Consider the following 22975-nt stretch of genomic DNA (forward strand, 5'->3'; position numbering starts at 1 on the left):
GGTGAGGCTGGCTTATCCGCAAGGCCAAACGTAGGGAGGAAATGATTGTGCGAATATTGCATACGGCGGACTGGCATTTGGGCCGGACGCTGGAGGGCCGGAGCCGCCAAGCGGAACAGGAGGCTTTTGTGGATGAGCTGGTATCCATTGTCCGTCAGGAAGCCGTAGATCTGGTGCTGATTGCGGGAGATGTGTATGACAGTGTCAATCCGCCGTCCGCAGCGGAAAAACTGTTTTACGATGCCTTGTCCAGGCTGGCTGAGGGCGGGCGACGCTATGTGGCGGTAATCGCCGGTAACCATGACAGTCCTGAGCGCCTGGCGGCGGCAGAACCGCTGGCTTCCCGCCAGGGTATTGTCCTCCGGGGGCTTCCGGCGAATGCCTCACTCCGGCTGGGTATCCCCTCCACAGGGGAGGAGGTGGTGCTATATGCCCTCCCCTACCCATCGGAATCGCGGTTAGGGGAGCTGTTGAGCCAGGAGGCGGAGGAAACCGTTCTCCGCAGAGCGTATTCGGAGCGGATCGGCGCGCTGGTCCGGCAGGCCTGCAGTGAATTCCGCAAGGACACGGTAAACCTGCTGATGAGCCATCTGTATGTGCTGGGCGGCGCCGAATCCGAAGGTTCGGAACGTCCCATCCAGGTAGGCGGTGCTTATACCGTGGATGCCGCTGCTTTATGCGCCGGAGCCGATTATATCGCATTAGGGCATCTGCACCGCCCGCAGTACATAAAAGCTCCGGCGCCTGTCCGTTACTCCGGCTCGCCCCTGGCCTACAGCTTCTCCGAAGCAGGCCAGGCCAAGTCGGTCACCATCGCGGATATTACCCCTGGTTGTAAGCCGGTGATTACGGAGCTGCCCCTATCCTCGGGCAGACCTCTTGCGGAGTGGACAGCCAAGGGGGGGCTGGCCCAGGTATATGAGTGGCTGGAGGAATGCCGGGACGCCCGGGCCTGGATTGATCTGACCCTGTACATGGATGAGGCGCTTTCCATGGACCAACTGCAGCATTTGCGCAAGGCTCATGAGGGCATCATCCATATCCGGCCTGTTTATCCGGAGATGCAGCGGGAGGAAGAGGAGATGGACCGCAGACTGCCGGTGGATGAGCTGTTCCGGCGGTTCTACAGCAGGCAGACGGGAGGCGCCCAGCCCGACGAGGAGCTGGTGCGGCTGTTCCTGTCCATGCTGCAGCAGCAGGGGCCCAGTGAGGCCGCCGCAGCCGGGGAGGAGCCGTCATGAGGCCGGTGTATTTGTCCCTGGCGGGACTGCAAAGCTACAGAGAGAAGCAGGAGGTGGATTTCGCCAAACTGTCGGACGCGGGGGTTTTTGGAATTTTCGGACCTACCGGCAGCGGCAAATCCTCTATTCTGGATGCCATGACGCTGGCTCTCTACGGTAAGGTGGAGCGGGCACCCGGCGGTACGCTGGGAATTATTAACCAAATGGAAGCGTCCTGCAGCGTAACCTTTACCTTCGAGCTGTCGGGTGCGGGCCGGACGGACCGTTACCGGGTGGAGCGCACGTACAAACGCTCCGGCGACGCTTCGGTCACCCAGAGCATCACGCGGCTGGTGCAGGTGGAGGCTTCCGGTCCCGTTGTGCTGGCCGATAAGGCCAAGGAGGTGGATGCCCGGATTCAGCAAATTCTGGGGTTGTCCATGCAGGATTTTACTAGGGCGGTGGTGCTGCCTCAGGGCAAGTTTGCAGAATTTCTGTCCCTGAAGGGTGTGGAGCGGCGGCATATGCTGGAGCGGCTGTTTCACCTGGAGCAATATGGCGATGCCCTTGGCGCCCGCGTGGGAGCGGGCGTCCGGGAAGCGGATATGGCGGTAAAGCAGGCGGAAGCGGAGCAGCTGGGTCTGGGGAATGCCTCGGAGGAGGCATTGAAGGAAGCTGCCCTAAACCTGGCACAGGCAGAAGCCGGCAGTGCTTCAGCCCGTATCTCCCTCCAATCTGCGGAGCGGGAAGCCAATGACAAACGGGCCTTGTGGAAGCTTCTGCAGGAACGGGAGGGACTGGAGCAGGAGACCCGGCGCTTATCCTTTGACGGGAGCGTTATGGAAGCCGAGGAAGCGCGGCTCCAGCTGGCGGTGCAGGCCCGGCGGGTCTCCCATTTTCTGAAGGAATGGTCGGAAGCGGCCAAGGAGCGGGAGCAGACCGTTCGGATGCTGGAGGAGGCGGAGCGGCAGCACGCCCTAAAGACGGAGCGCTGCGCCTTGATCCGGGAGGATTATGCAGCAGCGCAAAAACGTCTGGCCGAAGAGGAAGGCCCTTTGGCGGAACGGATGTCCAATGTCCGGCAGGCTCTAACCCTCCATGGGGAGCTGGCCGCGGTGAAACAGAGCTTGGAGGAGGCAGCCCGGACTGCCGCCGAATTGGCCCGAAAGGAACAAGAGGCGGCGGAGCTGCTGGACCGGGATCAGGAACGGTACGGCAAGGCACTGGCGCTGCAGCAGGAGCTGAAGGCCAAGCTGGCCGGGCTCTCTATCCCGCCTGGACGGCGGGAGCAGCTGCAGCAGGCGGTCCTGGCCGTGCACAAGCTGGAGAATGCCAAAAAGCAAACCGCCTCAGCAGAAGAGGAGCTTCAAGCTGCCAAGCAACGAAGCGAGACACTTCTTCAAGCGGGACATCATGCACGGGAGGCGCTGGATCAAAGCCGCCGCCGGCTGGCGGAGCTGACCGGTCAAGGTGCTGTGCTGATCCGCCGTTTGGCGGAGCTGGCCTCCGCTGCAGATGAGCTGGGGCGGCTGGCTGCCGCCGGGGAGGAAGAGGAGCAGCAGCGAGGACTTGCTGAGCTCCGGCGGAATCTGGCCGGGCAGCTGGCCCGGGATCTGAAGGACGGGGAGCCTTGCCCGGTATGCGGCTCCATATCCCATCCGGTCCATGCTTCCACGGGGCAGGAAGCGGACGCTTCTTCCGCATCTGCTCAAGACGATGGGAAATCCTCCGGTGCAGAAGCTGCCCGTTGGCGCAGCTTGCTGATGGAGGCCAAGGATTTGGGGCTCTCCGCACATGCCAAAAGCGAAACACTTCAGGCAGAGCTGGATCAGCATACTGCCGATTCCACAGCGGATGTAAGCAAGACGCAAACTGAGGTAGCCGCTGCGATCCAGCTTCAAATCGCCTCTACCCTGGTCCCTCCGCTCAAAGAAATGGAAGAACGGGTGGGCAGCTGCCGCGGTGGAATAGCCCGGCTCCAGCAAGAGACGGAGCGGTGGAGCCAAGACCTGCGGAGTGCTGCAGCCCTCCTTCGCCAGAAAGAAACCGCCCTGGCGGAGGAGCTGGCGCGCCAGACTGCTGCAGCAAGTGCCGCGGAGACGGTATCTGGAAGAGTGGACACATTGCGTAAGCTTGTGGCGGAGGAAGAACACAGCTGGCGTTTGTCCTTCCCGGAGCTGCATCCGGAGGAGGCGCAAGCCCTATGGGACCAGCTCCAGGAGGGGCTGCGGCTGCAGGAGGAGCTGATGGCCCGTCTGGCCAAGGCGGACCCGGTGCTGGAGGAGATGGCCGCGAAGCTCAAGCGGCTGCAGGAGGAAGCGGCGGGACATGAACGCGAGCGAATCGCCGCCGCTGCCCGCGTACAGGGTTTTGTCTCCGGCACGGAGGAAAAACGGGCGAAGCTGCTCCAACTGCTGGGAGTAGAGCAGAGCCGCCAGGAAACCGCAGAGCTGCTGGACAGCCTGACCGCCCGGCTCCGGCAGATGAAGGAGCGGGAGGCGGAGCTGCGCCGGGAGCTGGAGCTGCGCCAAGCCGAGCTGAACGAAGCCGACCGCAGGCTGGCCGGCGCCCGCCAAGCCAGGCTTTCCGCTGATTCCGCCTTGGACAGAGCCCAAAGCCACGGCGAGCGGGAGCTGGCCTCCTCTGGATTTGCAACCGCAGAGCAGGCATCAGCCGCTATCCTGTCCGATGAAGCTATCCGGACACTGGAGGCCCGCATAACTGGTTACAAGGAAGCGCAGCTGAAGCTCAAAAGCGCCATCGATACGCTGAATGCACAAATCGGCGAGCGTCAGATGACGGAAGCGGAGTGGGAGCAGTGCGAGGCGGCACTTGCAGAGGCCAGGCAGGCGGATGAAGCGGCCTTGGAGCAAAAAGCGAGGGCCGTCCGCGACATGGAGGAGCTGAACCGGCGCCATGCCCGTTGGCTGGCTATCGAGGAAGAACGCCAAGGGGCATTGGGGCGTCTGCGGAATCTCCAAAAGCTGCAGACCGTGCTCCGGGGCAATGCCTTCGTGGAATTTATGGCCATGGAGCAGCTGCTCCAGGTAAGCCGGGCGGCGTCCGAACGGCTGAGCCAGCTGACGCGGCGCCGGTATGCCCTGGAAACGGATTCCACAGGCGGCTTCATTATCCGGGACGATGCCAACGGGGGATTGCGCAGACCGGTGAGCACCCTGTCCGGCGGGGAAACCTTCCTGACCTCCCTATCGTTGGCCTTGGCTCTATCCGCCCAGATTCAGCTGAACGGCACCCATCCCTTGGAGTTTTTCTTCCTGGATGAAGGCTTTGGAACGCTGGATCCGGAGCTGCTGGAAACGGTGGTCCATGCCCTGGAGAAGCTTCATATGGAGCAGCTTACGGTAGGGGTGATCAGCCACGTGCCGGAGCTGAAGTCCAGACTTCCCCGGCGGCTTGTGGTTCATCCGGCGGAAGCGGCGGGTGCGGGCAGCCGCATCGTATATGAAACTTTATAGTGGGACTAATAAGCTGTCTTCAACCCCGGGGATGGAACCTCCCGGGGGTTTTTCCTGTTTGTGGAGCCAGGTTTAACGATTTTGTGAACATTGTCTGTAAATTGGAAACGATTACTGGCTATGTTAAAGAAATGTTCACTACCCCCCGGACGGACATGAAGGTAAAATGAGTTATAGCCTAATTAGAATCATTGCAAGACAGAATGTCCATTTTGTTGGCGGAACAACAAGAAGACAACCACATTCAAGAAATCCTGAAGGAGGCTATACCAATGGCGTCATATTTGACTCCAAAAGAAATTGCCGAATACACCATCGAATCCGGCTACAAAAAAGCAACCTCGCCCTTGCTGACCGTGCTTACACTGGGCTTTGCAGCGGGGGCTTTCATATCTCTCGGGTTTTTGCTAGCGATCCGCGTTACCGCAAGTGCCCCTGCCGCATGGGGAAGCTTCGCGACCTTCATCGGAGCCGCGGTGTTCCCCGTTGGGCTGATTCTGGTTCTGATCGGCGGCGGTGAACTGTTGACCGGCAACATGATGGCTGTTCCCTTGGCCCGTTATGCAGGAAGAATTACCACCTGGCAGGCCATCCGCAATCTGATCCTGATTACATTGAGCAACTTCGCCGGTGCGATCTTCGTCGCATATTTCTTCGGTCACGTAGTAGGCTTGACGGAAACCGGCGCATTCCTGGCCAAAACAGTGGATATGGCCGAGCATAAGGTCCATGACACCTTCCTGCAGGCCTTCGTTTCCGGTATCGGCTGTAACTGGCTGGTTGCCCTGGCCGTATGGCTTTCCTACGGGGCCAAGGATATCGGCGGCAAGATTCTGGGCATCTGGTTCCCCACAATGGCCTTCGTCGCCATCGGCTTCCAGCACGTTGTAGCCAACATGTTCCTCATCCCGGCAGCCATCTTCGCCGGCCACCTGACCTGGGGCGATTATTTCCACAATTTCTTCCCGGTTTGGCTGGGCAATCTGGTTGGCGGCGCCATCTTCGTAGCGGGCATCTATTTTATGGCTTATCTGAAAAAGAGCCAAGAGGCTGCTGAAGTGAAGCCTGCTGCTGTCAAACCCGCTGCTGCTGCTCGCGACGTCCGCGTAGCCAAATAAATTCCAATGCTCGGCCCGTTCCGCTTCCCGTATACAAAATCGGATATGCGAAAAAAGCTCCTTTGCCTGCCAGGTGCAGACAAAGGAGCTTTTTTGCGTTTGGCCGCTTGCTGAAGGGCGGCTTATTTTTGTTGGAGCACCCGTGTTTCCTGTTGGAGCAGACGGGCTACATTGCGGGCGCTGGAGAAGGAGCGCTCCGCCAATTCCCCTTTGCCGACACAGCCGTCTCCGCAGAAGTAGAAGGGCACATTTTCCACCCGGTTGGGGAGCAGCTCGTTGCCTTCAATGTTCTTGACACTGGACACCATAGCCTTCTTGGACACACGCTTGACGGTCAAGGCATCGCGCCAGCCCGGATAATGCTTGTCGAAGAGGGATTCCATGGCTTCCTGCTTCTGGTCCAGATAAAGCTTGCGGCTTTGATCGCTTTCGAACTCATCGTTCAGATACGCGACTCCCTGCAGGAGCTGGCCGTTGTCCGGCACCAGGGTATGGTCGGTAGCAGAAACATCGGTGATGAACATCTTTTGGTCCATGTCACTGATATAGCTGAACGGACGGGCCACCACTTGGTTCAGGCCGATGTCGTACACCATAACCTCGGTGGGTTTGCTGTCCTGGTATTTATCCATAAACGGCTCCCACGGTGTGCCGCGGAGGAGCTTGACGACCTGCTGCACCGGCATGGCGAACACTACATTGTCGAAGGCTTCCTCACGTTTTTTGGTTTTCAGGACAAACTTGCGGTTTTCGTAGCGGATTTCATCCACGCCCTCCTGCATGGCCACTTCCCAACGGCCCGAGCCGGAGATCTTGTCATGCAGCTGGTTGGTGATGACTGCCCAGCTTCCCAGCACGTAGTTTACCGGACGGCTGGAGAGGAACAGGTTATGGTAATATTCGCTGACGACGGAGCCGGATACCTTGCGTGCATCCTCCGGAGAGATGAAGAAGTTGGAGCACACCAGATGCTCCCACAGCTCCTTCAGATCGTCGTCGGCATCCGACTGGTCCAGATAGTCGCCCAGCGTGTCGTAGTTTTTGATGGTATGGATCTGCGCGATGATAGCGGCAACCTCGCCGACAAAACGCACCTTCTGCACGGCAGTCAGCAGGTCGGTCTTGACGATATTGACAAAATCCAGAGGAGCCGGAGTCAGCTGGCCGTTTTTGGAGTAGACCACCTTGCGCTTATCCACCTGCTTGCTGCTGAAGGACATGCCCAGCTCTTTTTCCATGGTGGTGATGTTGTGGCGGTCGATGCCGTAGATGGCGTGGGCACCGTAGTTCAGCGTAAAGCCTTCCTTCTCGTAGGTAAAGGCACGTCCGCCCAGCTGCGGGCTGCGCTCGAAAAGAACACCCTCGATATGCTCGGTTTCGGACAGATATGCGGCGGCGGTCAAACCCGCCAGGCCTCCTCCAATAATGGCTACTCTCATTGTGGTCTCCTCCTGTTTGCTTCGCGGAAGCATATGTTTAGTATACGGGGCAAGCTGCTTGGGGGCGGTGCTGCCGGTTTCATGGCGGATGCCGTTCCAGACAATGGACAGATTGTTCTCCAAAAGGGGAAGCAGCTCCGCGTCGTCCTTGACGCTCCAGCCGATCACGGTGCCCACGTAGATGGTCACCAGCGCATTGACCTTCTCCGGCTCGGGAAGCCAAACCAGAAGCTGCTTGTGCAGCAGATCAAAAGGCTGAAGCATGGATAAAACCGGATCGGTTTCTTGGGATACGGTGGTAATGGAGCGGATCAGCACCCGGTACTTGCCGATATTGGCGGCTAGCTCCAGAAACAACCGGTTGATATGCGCCTCCAGCGATGTTACCTGAAGGACAGGCGTCCGGGCCCAAGCTTTAATCAGGTCTTCCTGGCGGCGTCCCACCTCCAGCAAAATTTCCTCTTTCCCCTTGAAGTAATGGTAGAAGGTGCCCTTGGAGGTATGGGTGGCCGCGATGATCTCGTCAACCGAGACATTCTCGTACCCTTTTTGCATGAACAGATTCAGAGCGGCTTCGATAACCGCCTCCCGCTTCTTTCGCGTGGATTCCCTCATGAACGTAATGGTCATCACACCCATCAGCTTATTCCATCTCTATTATAAAACTCCGGCAAGCATCCGTCCAGCCGAAAATAGACTATCAGTCTAATTTGGGTAAAAGGGGGTGGAGTGCTCTGGGCAACCGCCTATTTTATGCATACCGGGTGTCCGCCCAGGAACCGGGCGCATATCATGCTCTATGACCAGCCGGTGCGGTGGAGGGGAGCCTTCCTGCAGCCGGCAATCAACGGGAGGAATGCGGCATGCAGCATCATGAGGCCTTTAACCTGTGCCAGGAGCACATGAACAAGTACGTCCGCCTGCACATGCAGGACGGGGCAGTGTATGACGGCATCATCGAAAAGGTGGACGAGGAGCATGTGTATATTGCGGCTCCGGTGATGGAGGAAGAGGAGGCTATGCGGGCGCCTTATCCTGGTATCGGCGGGGGAGTTGGCCCTGGAGGACCGGGCTTTGGTCCTGGCGGCCCGGGATTCGGCGGACCCGGCCCTTGGGGTCCGGGTCCCAGACCGGGTCCTTGGGGTCCCGGACCATGGGGACCCGGTCCGTGGGGCCCTGGACCGTGGGTAGGCCCCGGCCCATGGTTTGGCCCCGGGTACTGGCCGTATCCCCGTTTCCGCCGTTATGGGCTGCCTCTGGCGGGTCTGGCCGCATTGTCCCTGTTTCCGTACTGGATCTAAAACGGCTGTGCCGGCTCCCTGAGGAGCCGGTTTTTTTTCTGGGAGTGAGGGCGGCCAGATGGAGGTGGTAAGGCGGAGGGGCGGCCATAACGGAACTGTGAGTCCCTTAGAGGTCGATTTCCGAATATTCCCCGGAATAACGGAACTGTGAGACCGTTAGCCGCCGAAAAAGCCAGTTCCAGGCTGCCCGCCCCCTTGTAAGGACCTCTTAGTTCCGTAACAAAGTAAGAACATCTATTTTTGCCCGCTAAGAGCGTTAAAGTTCCGTTACCGCGGGTAAAGGAGATACAGACGCAAGCCCGAATTGGACGGGCACCGTTTTTTTGGTATGATGAATGTAATTCTTATCCATTAACGGAGGTAGCGCAAAATGGAAGACTGTATTTTCTGCAAAATTGTGAAGGGGGATATCCCCTCCAAAAAGGCTTTCGAAAACGAGCATGTGCTGGCTTTCCACGATATCAATCCGGGTGCGCCGGTCCATGTGCTGCTGATTCCCAAAAAGCATATTCCGACCATGAACGATGTTACGGCCGAGGATCTGCAGGTGATCGGGGAGATCCATGCCGCGGCCCAGCAGGTGGCTCAAGAAACCGGCATTGCCCAAAGCGGCTACCGCCTCTCCAACAACTGCAACAAGGACGGCGGGCAGGAGGTATTCCACCTTCATTACCATCTCATGGGCGGCTCCAAATTGGGTCCGCTGTTTGCTAAGTAATAGGGTCTTGCGGAAGGTTATGTGGGCTAAGGCTGACAGGCTGTGTAAGCGATTGGCGCGAGGATTGCAGATAGATGTAATCACGGGTTGACACACCCTTTCCCTTTACCCTATAATGTAGTTTGATAACCGTCTGTTTTTTGGACACGGTCTGTTCGGAGGGAGGGAAATCTGGTGTCAGAAACTCGAGTACGTAAGAATGAAACAATCGATGCAGCACTTCGCCGCTTTAAGAAATCCATCGCGAAGGATGGCGTATTGGCGGAAGTTAAGAAGCGCAAGCACTATGAGAAGCCTAGCGTTAAGCGGAAGTTGAAATCCGAGGCTGCTCGCAAGCGGAAGTTCTAGGAGGAGCCTAAACTCATGACCTTAAACGACCGATTGAACGAAGATATGAAGCAGGCGATGAGGAGCCAGGATAAGTTCAGACTTTCCGTGATCCGGATGGTTCGTTCGTCGATCAAGAATATAGAAATCGATCAACGAAAGACTTTGGATGATCAGGATGTCCTTGACGTACTGAATCGTGAAATCAAGCAGCGTAGAGATTCCCTCCAGGAATTCGAAAAAGCAGGCCGGCAGGATTTGGTTGACCAGTTAAAGCAAGAGCTGGATATCCTCTCCGCATACATGCCCAAGCAATTGAGTGAAGATGAAGTCAAAGTGATTGTACAACAGACCATCCAAGAAGTCGGTGCTTCCTCAAAAGCAGATATGGGTAAGGTTATGGGCGCATTAATGCCTAAAGTGAAAGGGCTGGCCGACGGCAAGCTCGTCAATCAGATCGTTTCGCAGCTACTGGCTTAAGAAGGCCGTTGCCTCTTTTCAATAAACACTCCGGATCTCGGGTAACCGAGCCGGGGTGTTTTTTGTTGTGCATCTGTTGCGAATTTTTTGAAACGCTTTCCATAATTTTGCGTATTCATGGTAAGCTAAAGGAATAGAAAGGGGTTGGTGAACACGAACATCCGGTTGAAGGCATGGCTTATGGGGTTATTGGCGGTGCTGATGCTGATCCCGGCGGGGATAACGGCCGCAGGCAGCGTCAAGGCGGCTGGAGAGACCCAGAACGGCGCCAAGCTGGTGTATTACATACCCGCTGAACGAACCATCGAAAGCGGGCTTCAGCGTTTCCTGCAGCGCGCCTATAAGGATGCGGAGGAGCATCAGGCCAGCTACATCGTGCTTGATGTGAATACCCTGGGCGGCCGGGTGGATGCGGCTATGGAGATCGGCGAGCTGATTAAAAACAGCAAGGTGCCGACAGCCGCCTTCGTCCGCGGCAAAGCATTCTCGGCGGGAAGCTTCATCGCCTTAAACGCCAAACAAATTTACATGGAGCCGGGAAGCACCATCGGTGCCGCAGCGGTTGTGGATGGGACGGGGGAGGAGCTGGACACCAACGCCAAAACGGTGGCAGCCTGGTCCAGCGCCATGCGCTCCGCGGCCGAGCAGAACGGCCGCAACCCCGCTATCGCCGAAGGAATGGTCAACAAAAACCGGACCTTGGCGGTGCCTCAGCTGAACAAGGAGTTCCGTCAGGGGGAGCTGATTTCCCTGACCTCCGAGGAAGCTCTGAAGGTAGGGTATGCGGAAGGGATCGCCGGCAGCCAGGAAGAGGTGCTGAAGGCACTGGGACTGGAAGGCGCTCAAGTGGAGGTGTTTAATCCTTCCTTCTCGGAAAATTTGGCGCGTTTTCTGCTTAATCCTGTTGTGACCACCATCCTGTTTATCCTGGGGCTGGCGGGAATTGCCATTGAGCTGTTCGTACCGGGCTTTGGCATTCCTGGCTTTATCGGCGCAGCCAGCTTTGTATTGTACTTTTTCGGCCAATATGTGGCAGGCTTTGCGGGGGTGGAGGATGTGGTGCTGTTTATCATCGGGATCATCCTGCTGGTGATCGAAATATTCGTCCCAGGCTTCGGAATATGGGCCATCATCGGCATCATCTGTCTGATGAGCGGGGTGATTATGGCCGCGTATGATTCGTCTGCAGCAGCTCTTTCGCTGGGAATCGGCTTTATTCTGGCTATGGTGCTGGCGGGCTTTGTCATTTACGCCTTCAGGAAACGGGGGATCTGGAACAAGTTTATCCTGAAGGATGAGCTGAAGACGGAGCTCGGGTATGTATCCCAGCCCGTGAAGGAATATCTTCTTGGCAAAACAGGCAAGGCTATGACTTCGCTTCGCCCAGCAGGAACAGCTGTTTTTGACGGCGAACGGGTGGATGTGGTTACCGCCGGAGAATTCATCCAACAGGGCCAATTGGTGAAGGTGGTTCTGGTGGAAGGCGGGCGTATTGTGGTCAGCGGGAAGGAAGAGTAGAGTCCCCCGAATGAAAAAACGTCGTACAGAGCATTCTCAAAAAACATACAATTTAGGAGGCTTTACCTTATGGGTCTGGATCCAATGGTAATGAGTGTTGTGGTCATTGCACTGGCCATTATCGTGCTTTCCGTGTTTTTCAGCTTTTTCCCCTTTATGCTGTGGATTTCGGCGCTGGCGTCGGGAGTCCGGGTGGGGATTTTCACCCTGGTCGCCATGCGTCTGCGACGGGTTACCCCCAGCCGGATCGTCAATCCCCAGATTAAAGCCAACAAGGCAGGTTTGGGACTGAACATTAACCAGTTGGAAAGCCATTATCTGGCGGGCGGTAACGTGGATCGGGTAGTCAACGCCCTGATTGCGGCCCAGCGGGCCGATATTCCCCTTGGCTTCGAACGGGCGGCAGCCATCGACCTGGCAGGCCGGGACGTGCTCCAGGCAGTACAGATGAGCGTTAACCCCCGGGTTATTGAAACCCCGATTGTGGCTGCTGTCGCAAAGGATGGCATTGAAGTAAAAGTAAAGGCACGGGTAACGGTGCGCGCCAACATCGACCGTCTGGTGGGCGGCGCCGGCGAGGAAACCATTATCGCCCGTGTCGGCGAAGGGATTGTAACAACTGTCGGCTCCTCCAATTCCCATAAGGATGTTCTGGAAAATCCCGATATGATCTCGAGAACCGTATTGGGCAAGGGTCTGGATGCGGGAACGGCCTTTGAAATTCTGTCCATCGATATTGCGGACGTGGATATCGGCAAGAATATCGGTGCGCAGTTGCAAACGGAGCAGGCGGAAGCAGATAAGCAAATTGCCCAGGCTAAAGCAGAAGAACGCCGGGCTATGGCGGTGGCCCAGGAGCAGGAGATGCGGGCTAAGGTTGTGGAAATGCGGGCCCGGGTGGTGGAATCCGAGTCCCAGGTGCCCCTTGCCATGGCGGATGCCCTAAAAAGCGGTAAACTGGGTGTTATGGATTACATGAACCTGAAGAACCTGGATGCAGATACCCAGATGAGGAGTTCCATTGGCAAGGTCAATGATTCCTCCAAGCCGGAGAAGGAGTAAGATGAGGCCGGGAAGTGAGGTGGGGACATGGACTTTTTGTCAACTCTTGCAGGCAATCTGCCGTTTCTAATTGTCGTACTGGCAGGGCTTTTCTCCTTGTTCAAAAAGTTCAGCACTCCGGCTGGTCCCCAGCAGAAGAAACCTGGGCAGCCTAGACCGTTAAACCGGATGCCGACCTTCGGCGGCGGGCCGGGCGAGATGAAGAAGACTGTCCGCAAAGCGGCGCCTAATCCGTGGGAAGCGGATCATGAGCTGAAAAGGCGGCAGGAGGAGCTGGAACGCGAGCAGGTGGAATGGCGCCGGGAGGAACGCGCCGAGGCTGAGCGTAAAGCCCAGTGGGAGGAAGAAGAATCCTCCCGGAGAGCCTTCGCGGCTTCGGGTGCTGGACAGCAAAAACCTGCTTCCAAACGGAGCAGCCCCTTCCAGTCAACAGGAGCAGGCAGCACGGCAGGCACCCGTCTGATTCCCCAATCCGATTCCCGCAAGATCGGCGTCAGGGAAACAACAATTGCCAAAACAGCGGATGGATGGACGCCGGAGGGTGAGGATCTTGCCAAAGCAGTGGTGTGGTCGGAAATTCTGGGTGCGCCCAGATCGAAACGGCCTTACGGCAGATAACGGGATGATTCCATAAGAGACATGATGGCAAGACAAGGAACTGTAAAATAAAAAACCGGGCAGCTGCCGCCGCAAGGCGCAGGCCCGGTTTTTTGTTTTGCACCAGAGAAGAAGCGCTAAAGGTTTAGGCGGCTTTGGTTTGCACCTTGGCCGGCAGCTCCAACTGGTTCCGCTGATTGGATATGATGAACAGCGTCACCCAAATCAGGATGAAGCCCAGCAGCTGGGCGGGCGTAATTACCTGGCTGTAGACCACCCAGTTGATCAATACGCCGGTCATGGGGAAACTGAGCTCGGCCAGAGTGGCATAGGAGGCCTTGGTGGTCTCCAGACCCTTGTAATACAGCAGCATGCTGAGTAATCCGGGCAGCAGGGCCTGCAGGAGCAGATTCAGCGCTACCAGTCCCCAGCCGCCGTAGCCGTTGTTCAACTGCCAAGGCTGCGCTTCAACCTGGGCAATAACAAACAGGAGGGGCAGTGCCATAACGAAGCGCAGGGAGGTGACCGTTTCATATTGCAGTGTCCCCAGCAGATACCGGCCCATTACGGTGGAGCCTCCCCATAAAGCGGCGGCGCCCAAGGCCATCAGGCTGCTCCAGCCGATGAAGGTACCGGTGTGCCCAAGGGGCAGCGTCCAGCCAAAGGTAAGCAGATAGGTGCCCACCAGTGCCACCAAGAGCAGGAATCCGAAGTTCCGCGGAAGGCGTTCCTTCAGAACTACCGCAGCCAAGCCGATGGCGAACAGCGGCTGCAGCTTCTGCAGCAGCAGTACCATGTTCAGATCGCCGGAGACCAGAGCCTTGGTGAACAGAATCGTGGCTACAGCCGAACCGCCCCAGGAAACCACCAGCAGGGCCCCTATATGCCGGAGCCGGAGGGCCCGGAGCTCCGAACGGCGCTTCCACAGCACCGGTGCGGCCGCCAGGAACAATACGGCATGCTCCAGCAGCACAATCTGGGAGGAGGTCATAGACTTCAGCAGAATGATCCGGAACAGCGGATCCACGCCCCACAGCGCCGCTCCCAGCAATACCAGCCAGAAACCGCCGCGGAAGGATTTGCCTGACAGAGAAGCAAAAACAGTGCTCATTGTAAGCTCCTTTTCCAAAATCCTTAGAAGGTGTTTCATACTCCGAAACAAGATCAAAAAACCCCCGTTTGCCTGAGACAGGCCAAAAGGGGGTGGGCTGAACCGCGCATACGTCAAGAGTCCATCCCTTAATAAGGGCCGGCTCAAGCTTCGCCAAGCGTGTTTCTCTTTGATCCTCTTCCATCCGGACTTTACCGTCGGCTCTGGAATTGCACCAGATCAGTCCCGTGGTCCGTCTGCCGAACCGCCGGGAGTCGCGGGCTTGGGCTTTGAAGGAGCCTTTACCGCCGGTCAGGAATTTCACCTCACCCCGAAGATCTTGTATGTTGTTATTTTTTTCACAGCACAAGCATACGCCGAAGTACCTTGTTCTGTCCAGTGGTTTTTGCGGTTTTGGCGCACACTGCCAAGGGCTTTTTAGTGGCACCGCTTTCATTTAATTTGTAGACAAGCCTAGATTATAAAAGTTATTCAAATATTGCGCATAGGCAAGTTTTTTAGTTGCGGAAAACAAAAGTGTGGCATATAATCGGGGTAGATCATATACTGCTGGTAGCCTTTTTTAGGCCGTGTATGCAAATACCAATTTCAAGTCCGGTTTTTTTTATCATAAATGTTGCACGAGGCAAACTCTTTGTCCCAGCGGAAAGTGAGGAATTGGCATGACAACAACAAACATACCACTGTCAGAGGCAAAAACGGGCAGCATCCTGCTTTTGACGCGGATAGAGGTTCAGGGCGTAATGCGCAGAAGACTTCTCGATTTGGGATTCGTCCCCGAAAATGAGGTGGAGGTGCTGCAGAGAAGCCCATTGGGCGATCCTATCGCCTTCCGTGTCAACAACACCACAATCGCCCTCCGGAAAGAAGAAAGCTCGCTGATTTACGGAACCATTACGGGAGGTGGGGAATAATGGCGGTTTACACTGTGGCATTGGCCGGCAATCCCAATACAGGCAAAAGCACCTTATTCAACCTGCTTACGGGCCTCCGGCAGCATACTGGCAACTGGGCGGGCAAAACCGTTGACCTGGCTCAAGGGGATTTTACCCACAATGGGCATGAATTCCGCATGATTGATCTGCCCGGCACTTATTCGTTGTTCTCCAACTCCAAGGACGAGGAGGTCACCAGGGACTTCATTGTATTCGAGGAACCCGATGTGACCATTGTGGTACTGGACGCCACTTCGCTGGAACGGAACATGAATCTGGCGCTGCAGGTGCTGGAAATGACCAACCGGGTGGTGGTCTGCATCAATCTCATCGACGAAGCCAAGCGTCTCGGCATCCATGTGGATACGGCGCTGCTCAGCCGCAAGCTGGGCGTCCCGGTAGCGGCCATTTCCGCCCGCAACAAAATCGGCATATCCGGACTTCTGTCCATGGTGGCGTCGGTGGCCACAGGTGAGATTGTCCCGGAGCCGGTCCGAGTAAGGTATCAGGAGGAGCTGGAGCGCAAGCTGGCGGTGCTGGAGCCTGTTGTACGGGATACCCTGGGGCTGCGGTTTTCCTCCAGATGGCTGGCCCTGCGGCTGCTGGATGAGGACACAGGACTTCTCGAAACACTTCGGCAAAAAATGAAAGGCGGGGAGTTTGTCCCGCGCAAAGGAGATGTCAACCATGGCCGATCCGCATGCCATAACCTCGCCTGACCCGCTGGACGGTCTTGTTAAGCTGGCCCGGTCTGTCTCTGGCGGGGAGCCTGTCCGGGACGCCATCGTCAGCGATATCTACCGGACCACCAAAGAGCTGGTTGGTGAGACGGTCCGCTACGAGGATAAGAAAAAGCTGCAAAGCACCTATAAGCTGGACCGGATCGTCACCTCCAAGCTCTGGGGTTATCCCATCATGTTCGCCATGCTGGGCCTGGTGTTCTGGATCACTATTGCCGGGGCCAATGTTCCCTCCGGGCTTCTGGCGGATTTCTTCGGTTGGATCGAAGGGTATCTGACCCGGGGCTTCCAGGCGGTGCATGCACCTGAATGGCTGCATGGTCTCTTGGTATTGGGCTTCTTCCGCGGTTCCTCCTGGGTGGTCAGCGTGATGCTTCCTCCGATGGCTATTTTCTTCCCGGTGTTCGCCCTGTTGGAGAACTTCGGATATTTGCCCCGGGTGGCCTTCAACATGGACCGTCTCTTCAAAAAATCCGGCGGCCACGGCAAGCAGGCCCTGACCATGTCCATGGGCTTCGGCTGCAACGCAGCGGCAATTATGTCCACCCGGATTATCGAATCGCCCCGGGAGCGGATGCTGGCTATTCTGACCAATAATTTTGTGCCCTGTAACGGGCGTTGGCCGACGCTGATCCTGCTGTCCTCCTTATTTATGGCGGCGGGGGCGGCAAGCGGGCTGCAATCCCTGGCCACCGCGATGGTGGTGATGGGCATGGTGCTGTTCGGCATCGCCATTACGCTGACCGTGTCGTGGGCCTTGTCCAAAACAGCGCTGAAGGGTGTGCCCTCCCACTACACGCTGGAGCTGCCGCCTTACCGCAGACCGCAAATTTGGAAAACCATCCTGCTGAGCTCTCGGGATAAATCCCTGAACGTGCTGACCCGCGCTTTGGTGGTGGCAGCACCTGCAGGTGTCATCACCTGGATTCTTGGCAATGTGTTCGTGGGCGGAACCAGCGTGTTGGACCATATGGCGGCGTTTTTTGACCCTTTTGCCCAGCTGCTGGGAATGGACGGCTTCATTGTAATGGCCTTCATTCTGGGCCTGCCCGCCAATGAAGTGGTGATCCCCATTCTGCTGATGGGGTATCTCTCCTCGGGGGCTATGGTGGATGCCGACGGCATCGGCAATATCAAGGACATTCTGCTGCAGCATGGCTGGACCTGGCTGACGGCGCTGAATATGATGCTGTTTTCCCTGCTCCACTACCCGTGCGGCACCACGCTGTACAATATTTACAAAGAAACCAAGAGCAAAAAATGGACCTTCGTGTCCGCCGCGCTTCCCCTGGCTATTGCCATCGGGGTCACGTTCCTCACCGCCACAGCGGCAAGGCTGTTCGGCTGGGTGTAAGGCTTTTGCGGCTGCCTGCTGCCAACTGGTGAGATCTCGCGCGCCTAGGAGCGCTGCCGCAGCCTGTTTCGGGCTGGCAGTATCCGGCAGCTCTGCCTACCCGCGTTCTGGAGCCAGGGCGGGCGTTACGGACACACGTTCCGCTATTTTGCCCATATTTGCTTTTTTGCAGACTTATCGGACAGAGGAGCCTTTATTTGACCAAGCGGGCTAGGAAAAAGCCTGTTGTTGGCCAAATAGCGGATTCTCTGTCCGTTTGCGTCGGGAAATACCGATTTTCCGCCAAATAGCGGAACCATAGTCCGTTAGGCTTTATACCTCCGCCACTGCCCACGGGCACCCTCCATGACTCCCCACCGTCACTCTCTACCGTCACTCACACTGTCGCTCTCCCCACCGCCACAACTCCACTCTTCATAATTCAATACGCCACCTCCACAACTCCGTTCTTCTGCATTGCGGCCACTTCCCATCCCACTGGTGAGCGTTTTGCATTCCAACCATTGTGAACCGCCAGCCTCCCCTCCTTGAAAAACACCTTCGCCGATAGATTGCCCGGACAGGCCCCGGGCTTCATAATCCCGCGGGACCGCGCATAGGCTGTAACGATACGATTGTGTTTACGAGACAGCTGCACCAGCTTAGGAGGGAGAACCACGCCCATGCGCCGCATCCGCAAAAAGCTTGATCAATGGACCGCCGGAATCCTGGATATTCCGGAGGATATCGCCCAGGATATACCCCGCTTGACCATGATCGGTAATCTCAGACTGCTAATCGAGAATCACCGGGGTGTGCTTCATTTTTCCGAAGATCGCCTGCTGTTGGCCCTGTCCCGGGGAAAGGTGGAAATCACCGGGAGCAACTTGAGCATCCGGACCATTATGGCGGAGGAAGTGCTGGTGGAGGGCATCATCCGCGGGTTGGAATACATTCCCTAAACGTAAGGAGTTGTGTGAGACATGCAGCCGCTTTTTATCCGAAAGCTTCGCGGTTATGTGAGGGTTACCATCAGAGGAGGGGAGATTGAGCTCTTCCTGAACAAAGCGGCAGGGTTGGAATTCCAGATCTGGGATATCCGCCTCACTGGCCCCCGGACGGCCACCGCTAATCTGGTGTTGAAGGATTTTTTTCGAATGCGGCCGCTTCTGAAGGAGACAGGCTGCCGGGTTCACGTAGAAAAGCGGGAGGGTGTGCCCTTTATGCTGGGGCGCCTGGAGAGGCGGAAATTTTTTGCAGTGGGGATTATCGGCTTCTTCATTGGCATCTACCTGCTGTCCTCCCTGGTGTGGCAGGTGGAGGTGGAGGGCAATGACACCGTGCCCACCTATGAAATTCTGCAGGCTGCCAAGCTCCAGGGCATCAAACCGTACCAATGGACCTTCCGGCTCCCGCCCATGGACGAAATGGCCCGGGACCTGCACAGAGAGCTGCCGGATATCTCCTGGATCGGGATCGAACGGCAGGGCACCCGCATTGTCATTAAGGTGGTGGAGGCCGCCAAGCCGGAAAAGCATGAGCTCTTAAGCCCGCGCCATCTGGTGGCGTCCAAAAGTGCTGTGGTGACCGAGGTGCGTTCCACCAAGGGCAAACCCGTTGTGGAGCCCAACCGCTATGTGAAAAAAGGGGACATCCTCATCTCCGGGATCATCGGCGACGAGGTGAACCGGCAGGTGGTGCCGGCGGAGGGCAGCGTCCGCGGCATTGTATGGTACGAATCCAAGCTGGAGATTCCTATTGCCCCGCAATATATGGTGTACACCGGAGAGAGCTTCAGCCGCTTCTATCTGGTTCTGGGTGGACGGGCCCTCCAGCTCACCGGCTACGGCAAGGAGGATTATGCGTCGTCGGACAAGCGGGAGGCCCGTACGGCGCTGGGGTGGAAAAGCTACAGCCTGCCCTTCGGCTGGATCAAGGAGAAGGTTCTGGAAACCCGTGTGGACGGCGGGACACAAGGGCCTGAAGCGGCCAGGGCGGCAGGAATGGAACGGGCCAAGGCAGATATTTTAATGCATGCCGGCAAGGATGCCCGGTTCGTTTCTTACAATGTTTTGCAAGAGAAGACCGACAATGGTAAAGTGTATATGAATGTGCTTTTCCAGGTGGAGGAAACCATTTCGGAAGAATTAGCTATCGTCCAAGGAGAATGAGACATTTGACAGAACACAACAAGCAGGAAGACACCATTAGAATTCAGGTAAAGGATGCTCAAGAGGCATTGGCCCTGTTCGGGCCCCAGGATAAATTTCTTCATATTATCGAGCAGGAAACCAACGCCCGGATTTTCTCCCGGGAGGCGGAGATTACCATTCAAGGGCCGGTGAAGGAGCTGGAGTCCCTTCGGCAGCTGTTCGAGGTGCTGCTTGCTTTGGTCCGCAACAATTATGCCGTGACAGAGCGGGATGTCTCCTACGCGGTGGAATTGTCCAAGCAGATGATGGCCGATCAGCTTCTGGAGCTGTTCAAGGGTGAAATTACGGTGACCCACCGGGGCAAGCCCATCCGTGTCAAAACCATCGGCCAGAAGAAGTATGTGAATCTGATCAAAAAACGGGACATCGTCTTCGGCATCGGCCCTGCCGGTACAGGCAAAACCTATCTGGCTGTGGTGCTGGCGGTGGTGGCTCTGAAGGAAGGCTCCGTGAAGCGGATCGTGCTGACCCGTCCTGCGGTGGAGGCCGGTGAAAATCTGGGCTTCCTGCCCGGGGATCTTCAGGAGAAGGTGGACCCCTATCTGCGCCCCTTGTACGATGCGTTAAACGATGTTCTCGGACCCGAGCAGGTGGCCAAGTCCCTGGAGCGGGGAACCATCGAAATTGCCCCCTTGGCGTACATGCGGGGACGGACTCTGGACGATTCGTTCATCATTATGGATGAGGCCCAGAACTCCACTCCCGAGCAGATGAAAATGTTCTTGACCCGGTTAGGTTTCGGGTCCAAGATGGTAATAACAGGGGACGTAACCCAGATCGACCTTCCCCGTGGCAAGAAGTCCGGCCTGATGGAAGCGGACCGGATATTGAAGCAGGTGGAGGAGATCGGGTTTATCTATTTTGACGAGCAGGATGTAGTGCGCCACTCGCTGGTGCAGAAGATCATCGTCGCTTACACGGAGGATGCGGAAAAAAACGCGCCCTAAAACTGGGTCGGGTCATGTTCCGGAAGCCTTGAAGCGGGCCTTGCCCTGCTTCAAGGACTTCTTCGATAAGGAAGGGAATGACACTATTCATGATGCGTAACAGTATGAAAGCCAAGGCGAATTTCAGCAGCCGCCCGGGAGGGTGGAAGCAGGCGGGAAGCGTGCGCTTCCTGCTGTTCGCGTTGTTTGCGGTGCTTTTGTATCTGATTTTGGCCGACAAGCTGGTGCCCAAAACCTATGATATCGTGCCCAATACCCCGGCAAGCAGCACTATCCGGGCGCCCCAGCAGTTCCCGTTGGAGAAGGAAACCCAAAAAGCCAGGGACGAGGCGGCGGCCAAGGTGACGCCCGTCTACAAAATGATTTCCCTGCGCAATGACACGCTGATCGATGCGCTGTACGAGAAGCTGATCGCCAACAATGCCAATTCCAGCTTAGCCCAGGAAACCAAAACCAGCCTGTATAAGGATGTGTTTCCATCGGTGATGAGCGATTTTATCCAGCAGACCGTAAGCGGCATGGGCCGCAACAGCCTGTACGGCGCCAAGCTCCAGGAGGAAACCGGCGCCAAAATGAAGGAGCAGATCTACAAAATTCCCGAGGAGGCGTATTACAAGCTGCCTCTTCTGTCCAAAGAGGATCTGGCCGCCATGCAGCCGGTTACCCTGGAAATCGTTCAGAAGCTGATGAACGAACAAATTTTGGATGCGGCTACAGCACGCTCCAAGGTAACGGAGCTGGTCAATTCCTCTAACCTGACGAAGAATACACAGCGGGAACTGGTCCAGGAGATCGCCCGCTTTTCTATCACCCCAAATTCCTTCTTTGATGCGGATGCCACGGATAAGGCCAAGGCAGAGGCCAGAGAAGCCACTCCCCAGGTTGTGATTGAGAAGGGGAATGTGATTGTGGCCGAGGGGGATATGATATCCGAGGAGATCTACCAGCGTCTGGCCAAGCTGGATTTGTTGAAGGATAAGGGAACCCATTGGCCGCAAATCGGACTTTGGCTTATGGTCGCCCTGATTATGGTGGGGTTGTACGCATACCTGGAGCACACAGGCTCTTTGGCAGGCCGCAACAATGCGCAGCTTCTGATGCTGGGTGCCATCATGTTTGTCAATTATCTGGTCATGAAGCTGGTTGCGCTGGGGCAAACCCTGGATTATCCGTTTATCGGCTTCCTGGCGCCGGTATCTCTGGGAACCATGCTGCTGGTGCTGTTGATGAACGACCGTCTGGCTTTTGTGGTTTCCATTCTGACCAGTATCGTCGCCAGTGTGATCTTCAACAACCAGCCGGAGTTTCTGTTTGATTTCCGGTACGGGTTTTTGTCCATTGTGATCTGTTTTGCAGCCGTTTATTCCCTGCATAAGGCCAGCCAGCGCTCCTCCATTCTGAAGGCGGGTACGATTGTTTCCCTCTTCGGACTGGTGGGGATGCTGATCCTGTTCCTGCTGGACAGCCATTATACGGTGAAGGATATCGCCTTTGCCAGTGCCTTCACCATTGCGGGTGGCCTGATTACGGCCATCTTCGTTATCGGGCTGATGCCGGTGTTCGAAACGGCCTTTGGCATTCTGTCGCCCCTGAAGCTGGTGGAGCTGTCCAATCCGAACCACCCGCTTCTGCGGAAGCTGCTGACGGAAACACCGGGCACCTACCATCACAGCATTATGGTGGGCAATCTGGCGGAAGCGGCAGCCGAGGCGGTCAAGGCCGACGGACTGCTGTGCCGGGTAGGCTCGTATTATCATGATATCGGCAAAACCAAACGGCCCAGCTATTTCATTGAGAACCAGCAGAATATCGAGAATCCCCATGACAGCATCGCGCCATCCTTAAGCACCTCCATCATTGTGGCCCATGCGCGGGACGGGGTGGAAATGCTGAAGGAGCATAAGATGCCCAAGCAGATCCGGGATATCGCCGAGCAGCACCACGGTACGACCCTGCTGAAATACTTTTACCATAAAGCCATGCAGCAGGCGGATGAGGAAGGAAAGGCCAAAATCCGCGAGGAGGATTTCCGCTATCCCGGCCCTAAGGCCCAGTCCAAGGAATCGGCGATTGTGGGCATTGCCGACAGTGTGGAGGCTGCCGTGCGGTCCTTGCGCAACCCGACGGTGGAGCAGATCGATTCCCTGGTCCAGAAAATCATCAAAAGCCGGCTGGATGACGGCCAGTTTAATGAGTGCGATATGACCTTGAAGGAGCTGGATACGGTAGCGAAGGCCCTGAACGAAACGCTGCTGGGCATTTTCCACTCCCGTATTGAGTATCCGGCGGACATTCCAAATAGTCCCCCAAAAGTGACGTGATGCTTTGTAGCGTATTCCGATTACTTTTGGGGGAGCCCCCGATAAATTACCCCCAAAAGTGACGTTTTGCTTTGTAGCGTATTCCGATTACTTTTGGGGGAGCCCCCATTAAGGGCTGG

At 56.7% G+C, this 22975-nt stretch carries 19 protein-coding genes and 1 riboswitch; of the genes, 17 read left to right on the forward strand and 2 right to left on the reverse strand.

Going from position 1 to position 22975, the window contains the following annotated elements; all coding sequences use genetic code 11:
- The first annotated feature begins 47 nt into the window (after nt 1-47).
- The 3 genes from ACI1P1_RS15435 to ACI1P1_RS15445 all read left to right on the forward strand — a co-directional run bounded on the left by ACI1P1_RS15435 (nt 48) and on the right by ACI1P1_RS15445 (nt 5814).
- Complete coding sequence (locus ACI1P1_RS15435) at nt 48-1241, forward strand: exonuclease SbcCD subunit D (RefSeq protein ID WP_416217304.1); 1194 nt, start codon at nt 48-50, stop codon at nt 1239-1241.
- A complete protein-coding gene (locus ACI1P1_RS15440; RefSeq protein ID WP_416217305.1) occupies nt 1238-4696 on the forward strand; it encodes an AAA family ATPase in 3459 nt (1152 codons plus the stop codon). The genes ACI1P1_RS15435 and ACI1P1_RS15440 overlap by 4 nt, the downstream gene beginning before the upstream one ends.
- A 272-nt stretch (nt 4697-4968) precedes the next feature.
- Nucleotides 4969-5814: a formate/nitrite transporter family protein gene (locus tag ACI1P1_RS15445; protein ID WP_416217306.1), complete on the forward strand. Its 846-nt coding sequence runs from the start codon at nt 4969-4971 to the stop codon at nt 5812-5814.
- 122 nt (nt 5815-5936) lie between these two features.
- On the opposite strand, the gene ACI1P1_RS15450 is transcribed toward ACI1P1_RS15445, so the two are convergent.
- A complete protein-coding gene (locus ACI1P1_RS15450) occupies nt 5937-7892 on the reverse strand; it encodes an FAD-dependent oxidoreductase (protein WP_416217307.1) in 1956 nt (651 codons plus the stop codon).
- Nucleotides 7893-8116: 224 nt separating this feature from the next.
- Between ACI1P1_RS15450 and ACI1P1_RS15455 the strand changes: the two genes are divergently transcribed.
- From ACI1P1_RS15455 to ACI1P1_RS15485, 7 genes are all read left to right on the forward strand, one after another.
- Entirely contained in the window at nt 8117-8554 is a 438-nt protein-coding gene (locus ACI1P1_RS15455; RefSeq protein ID WP_416217308.1) for a hypothetical protein, read from the forward strand.
- A 370-nt stretch (nt 8555-8924) separates the two neighbouring features.
- On the forward strand, nt 8925-9272 hold the full coding sequence (locus tag ACI1P1_RS15460) for a histidine triad nucleotide-binding protein (protein WP_416217309.1): 348 nt from the start codon (nt 8925-8927) through the stop codon (nt 9270-9272).
- Between the two features lie 174 nt (nt 9273-9446).
- Nucleotides 9447-9620: a 30S ribosomal protein S21 gene (gene rpsU / locus ACI1P1_RS15465; protein ID WP_113020895.1), complete on the forward strand. Its 174-nt coding sequence runs from the start codon at nt 9447-9449 to the stop codon at nt 9618-9620.
- Nucleotides 9621-9635: 15 nt separating this feature from the next.
- On the forward strand, nt 9636-10079 hold the full coding sequence (locus ACI1P1_RS15470) for a GatB/YqeY domain-containing protein (RefSeq protein WP_416217310.1): 444 nt from the start codon (nt 9636-9638) through the stop codon (nt 10077-10079).
- Nucleotides 10080-10226: 147 nt separating this feature from the next.
- Nucleotides 10227-11597 (forward strand): NfeD family protein, encoded by a 1371-nt coding sequence (locus ACI1P1_RS15475; RefSeq protein WP_416217311.1) that lies wholly within the window; start codon nt 10227-10229, stop codon nt 11595-11597.
- A gap of 69 nt (nt 11598-11666) precedes the next feature.
- The gene (floA, locus tag ACI1P1_RS15480; RefSeq protein ID WP_416217312.1) at nt 11667-12659 is read left to right on the forward strand and encodes a flotillin-like protein FloA; all 993 of its coding nucleotides are present in this window, start codon (nt 11667-11669) and stop codon (nt 12657-12659) included.
- A gap of 27 nt (nt 12660-12686) precedes the next feature.
- Nucleotides 12687-13277 (forward strand): hypothetical protein, encoded by a 591-nt coding sequence (locus ACI1P1_RS15485; RefSeq protein ID WP_416217313.1) that lies wholly within the window; start codon nt 12687-12689, stop codon nt 13275-13277.
- A 124-nt stretch (nt 13278-13401) separates the two neighbouring features.
- On the opposite strand, the gene ACI1P1_RS15490 is transcribed toward ACI1P1_RS15485, so the two are convergent.
- Complete coding sequence (locus tag ACI1P1_RS15490) at nt 13402-14367, reverse strand: DMT family transporter (protein ID WP_416217314.1); 966 nt, start codon at nt 14365-14367, stop codon at nt 13402-13404.
- Nucleotides 14368-14535: 168 nt separating this feature from the next.
- Nucleotides 14536-14689, reverse strand: a riboswitch (FMN riboswitch).
- A gap of 340 nt (nt 14690-15029) precedes the next feature.
- On the opposite strand from ACI1P1_RS15490, the gene ACI1P1_RS15495 reads away from it, so the two are divergent.
- From ACI1P1_RS15495 to ACI1P1_RS15525, 7 genes are all read left to right on the forward strand, one after another.
- Nucleotides 15030-15281: a FeoA family protein gene (locus ACI1P1_RS15495; RefSeq protein WP_416217315.1), complete on the forward strand. Its 252-nt coding sequence runs from the start codon at nt 15030-15032 to the stop codon at nt 15279-15281.
- Entirely contained in the window at nt 15281-16021 is a 741-nt protein-coding gene (locus ACI1P1_RS15500) for a FeoB small GTPase domain-containing protein (RefSeq protein WP_416217316.1), read from the forward strand. Before ACI1P1_RS15495 ends, ACI1P1_RS15500 begins: the two co-directional genes overlap by 1 nt.
- Nucleotides 15990-17396 (forward strand): nucleoside recognition domain-containing protein, encoded by a 1407-nt coding sequence (locus ACI1P1_RS15505; RefSeq protein ID WP_416217317.1) that lies wholly within the window; start codon nt 15990-15992, stop codon nt 17394-17396. Before ACI1P1_RS15500 ends, ACI1P1_RS15505 begins: the two co-directional genes overlap by 32 nt.
- A gap of 662 nt (nt 17397-18058) precedes the next feature.
- Nucleotides 18059-18337 (forward strand): sporulation protein YqfC, encoded by a 279-nt coding sequence (yqfC, locus tag ACI1P1_RS15510; RefSeq protein ID WP_416217318.1) that lies wholly within the window; start codon nt 18059-18061, stop codon nt 18335-18337.
- 21 nt (nt 18338-18358) lie between these two features.
- Nucleotides 18359-19546, forward strand: a complete 1188-nt coding sequence (gene yqfD / locus ACI1P1_RS15515) for a sporulation protein YqfD (protein ID WP_416217319.1) — start codon at nt 18359-18361, stop codon at nt 19544-19546.
- Between the two features lie 5 nt (nt 19547-19551).
- Entirely contained in the window at nt 19552-20535 is a 984-nt protein-coding gene (locus ACI1P1_RS15520; protein WP_416217320.1) for a PhoH family protein, read from the forward strand.
- Nucleotides 20536-20624: 89 nt separating this feature from the next.
- Nucleotides 20625-22856, forward strand: a complete 2232-nt coding sequence (locus ACI1P1_RS15525) for an HD family phosphohydrolase (protein WP_416217321.1) — start codon at nt 20625-20627, stop codon at nt 22854-22856.
- Nucleotides 22857-22975 lie beyond the last annotated feature (119 nt).

Source organism: Paenibacillus mesotrionivorans, assembly GCF_046098205.1.
GTDB classification, from domain to species: domain Bacteria; phylum Bacillota; class Bacilli; order Paenibacillales; family NBRC-103111; genus Paenibacillus_AR; species Paenibacillus_AR mesotrionivorans.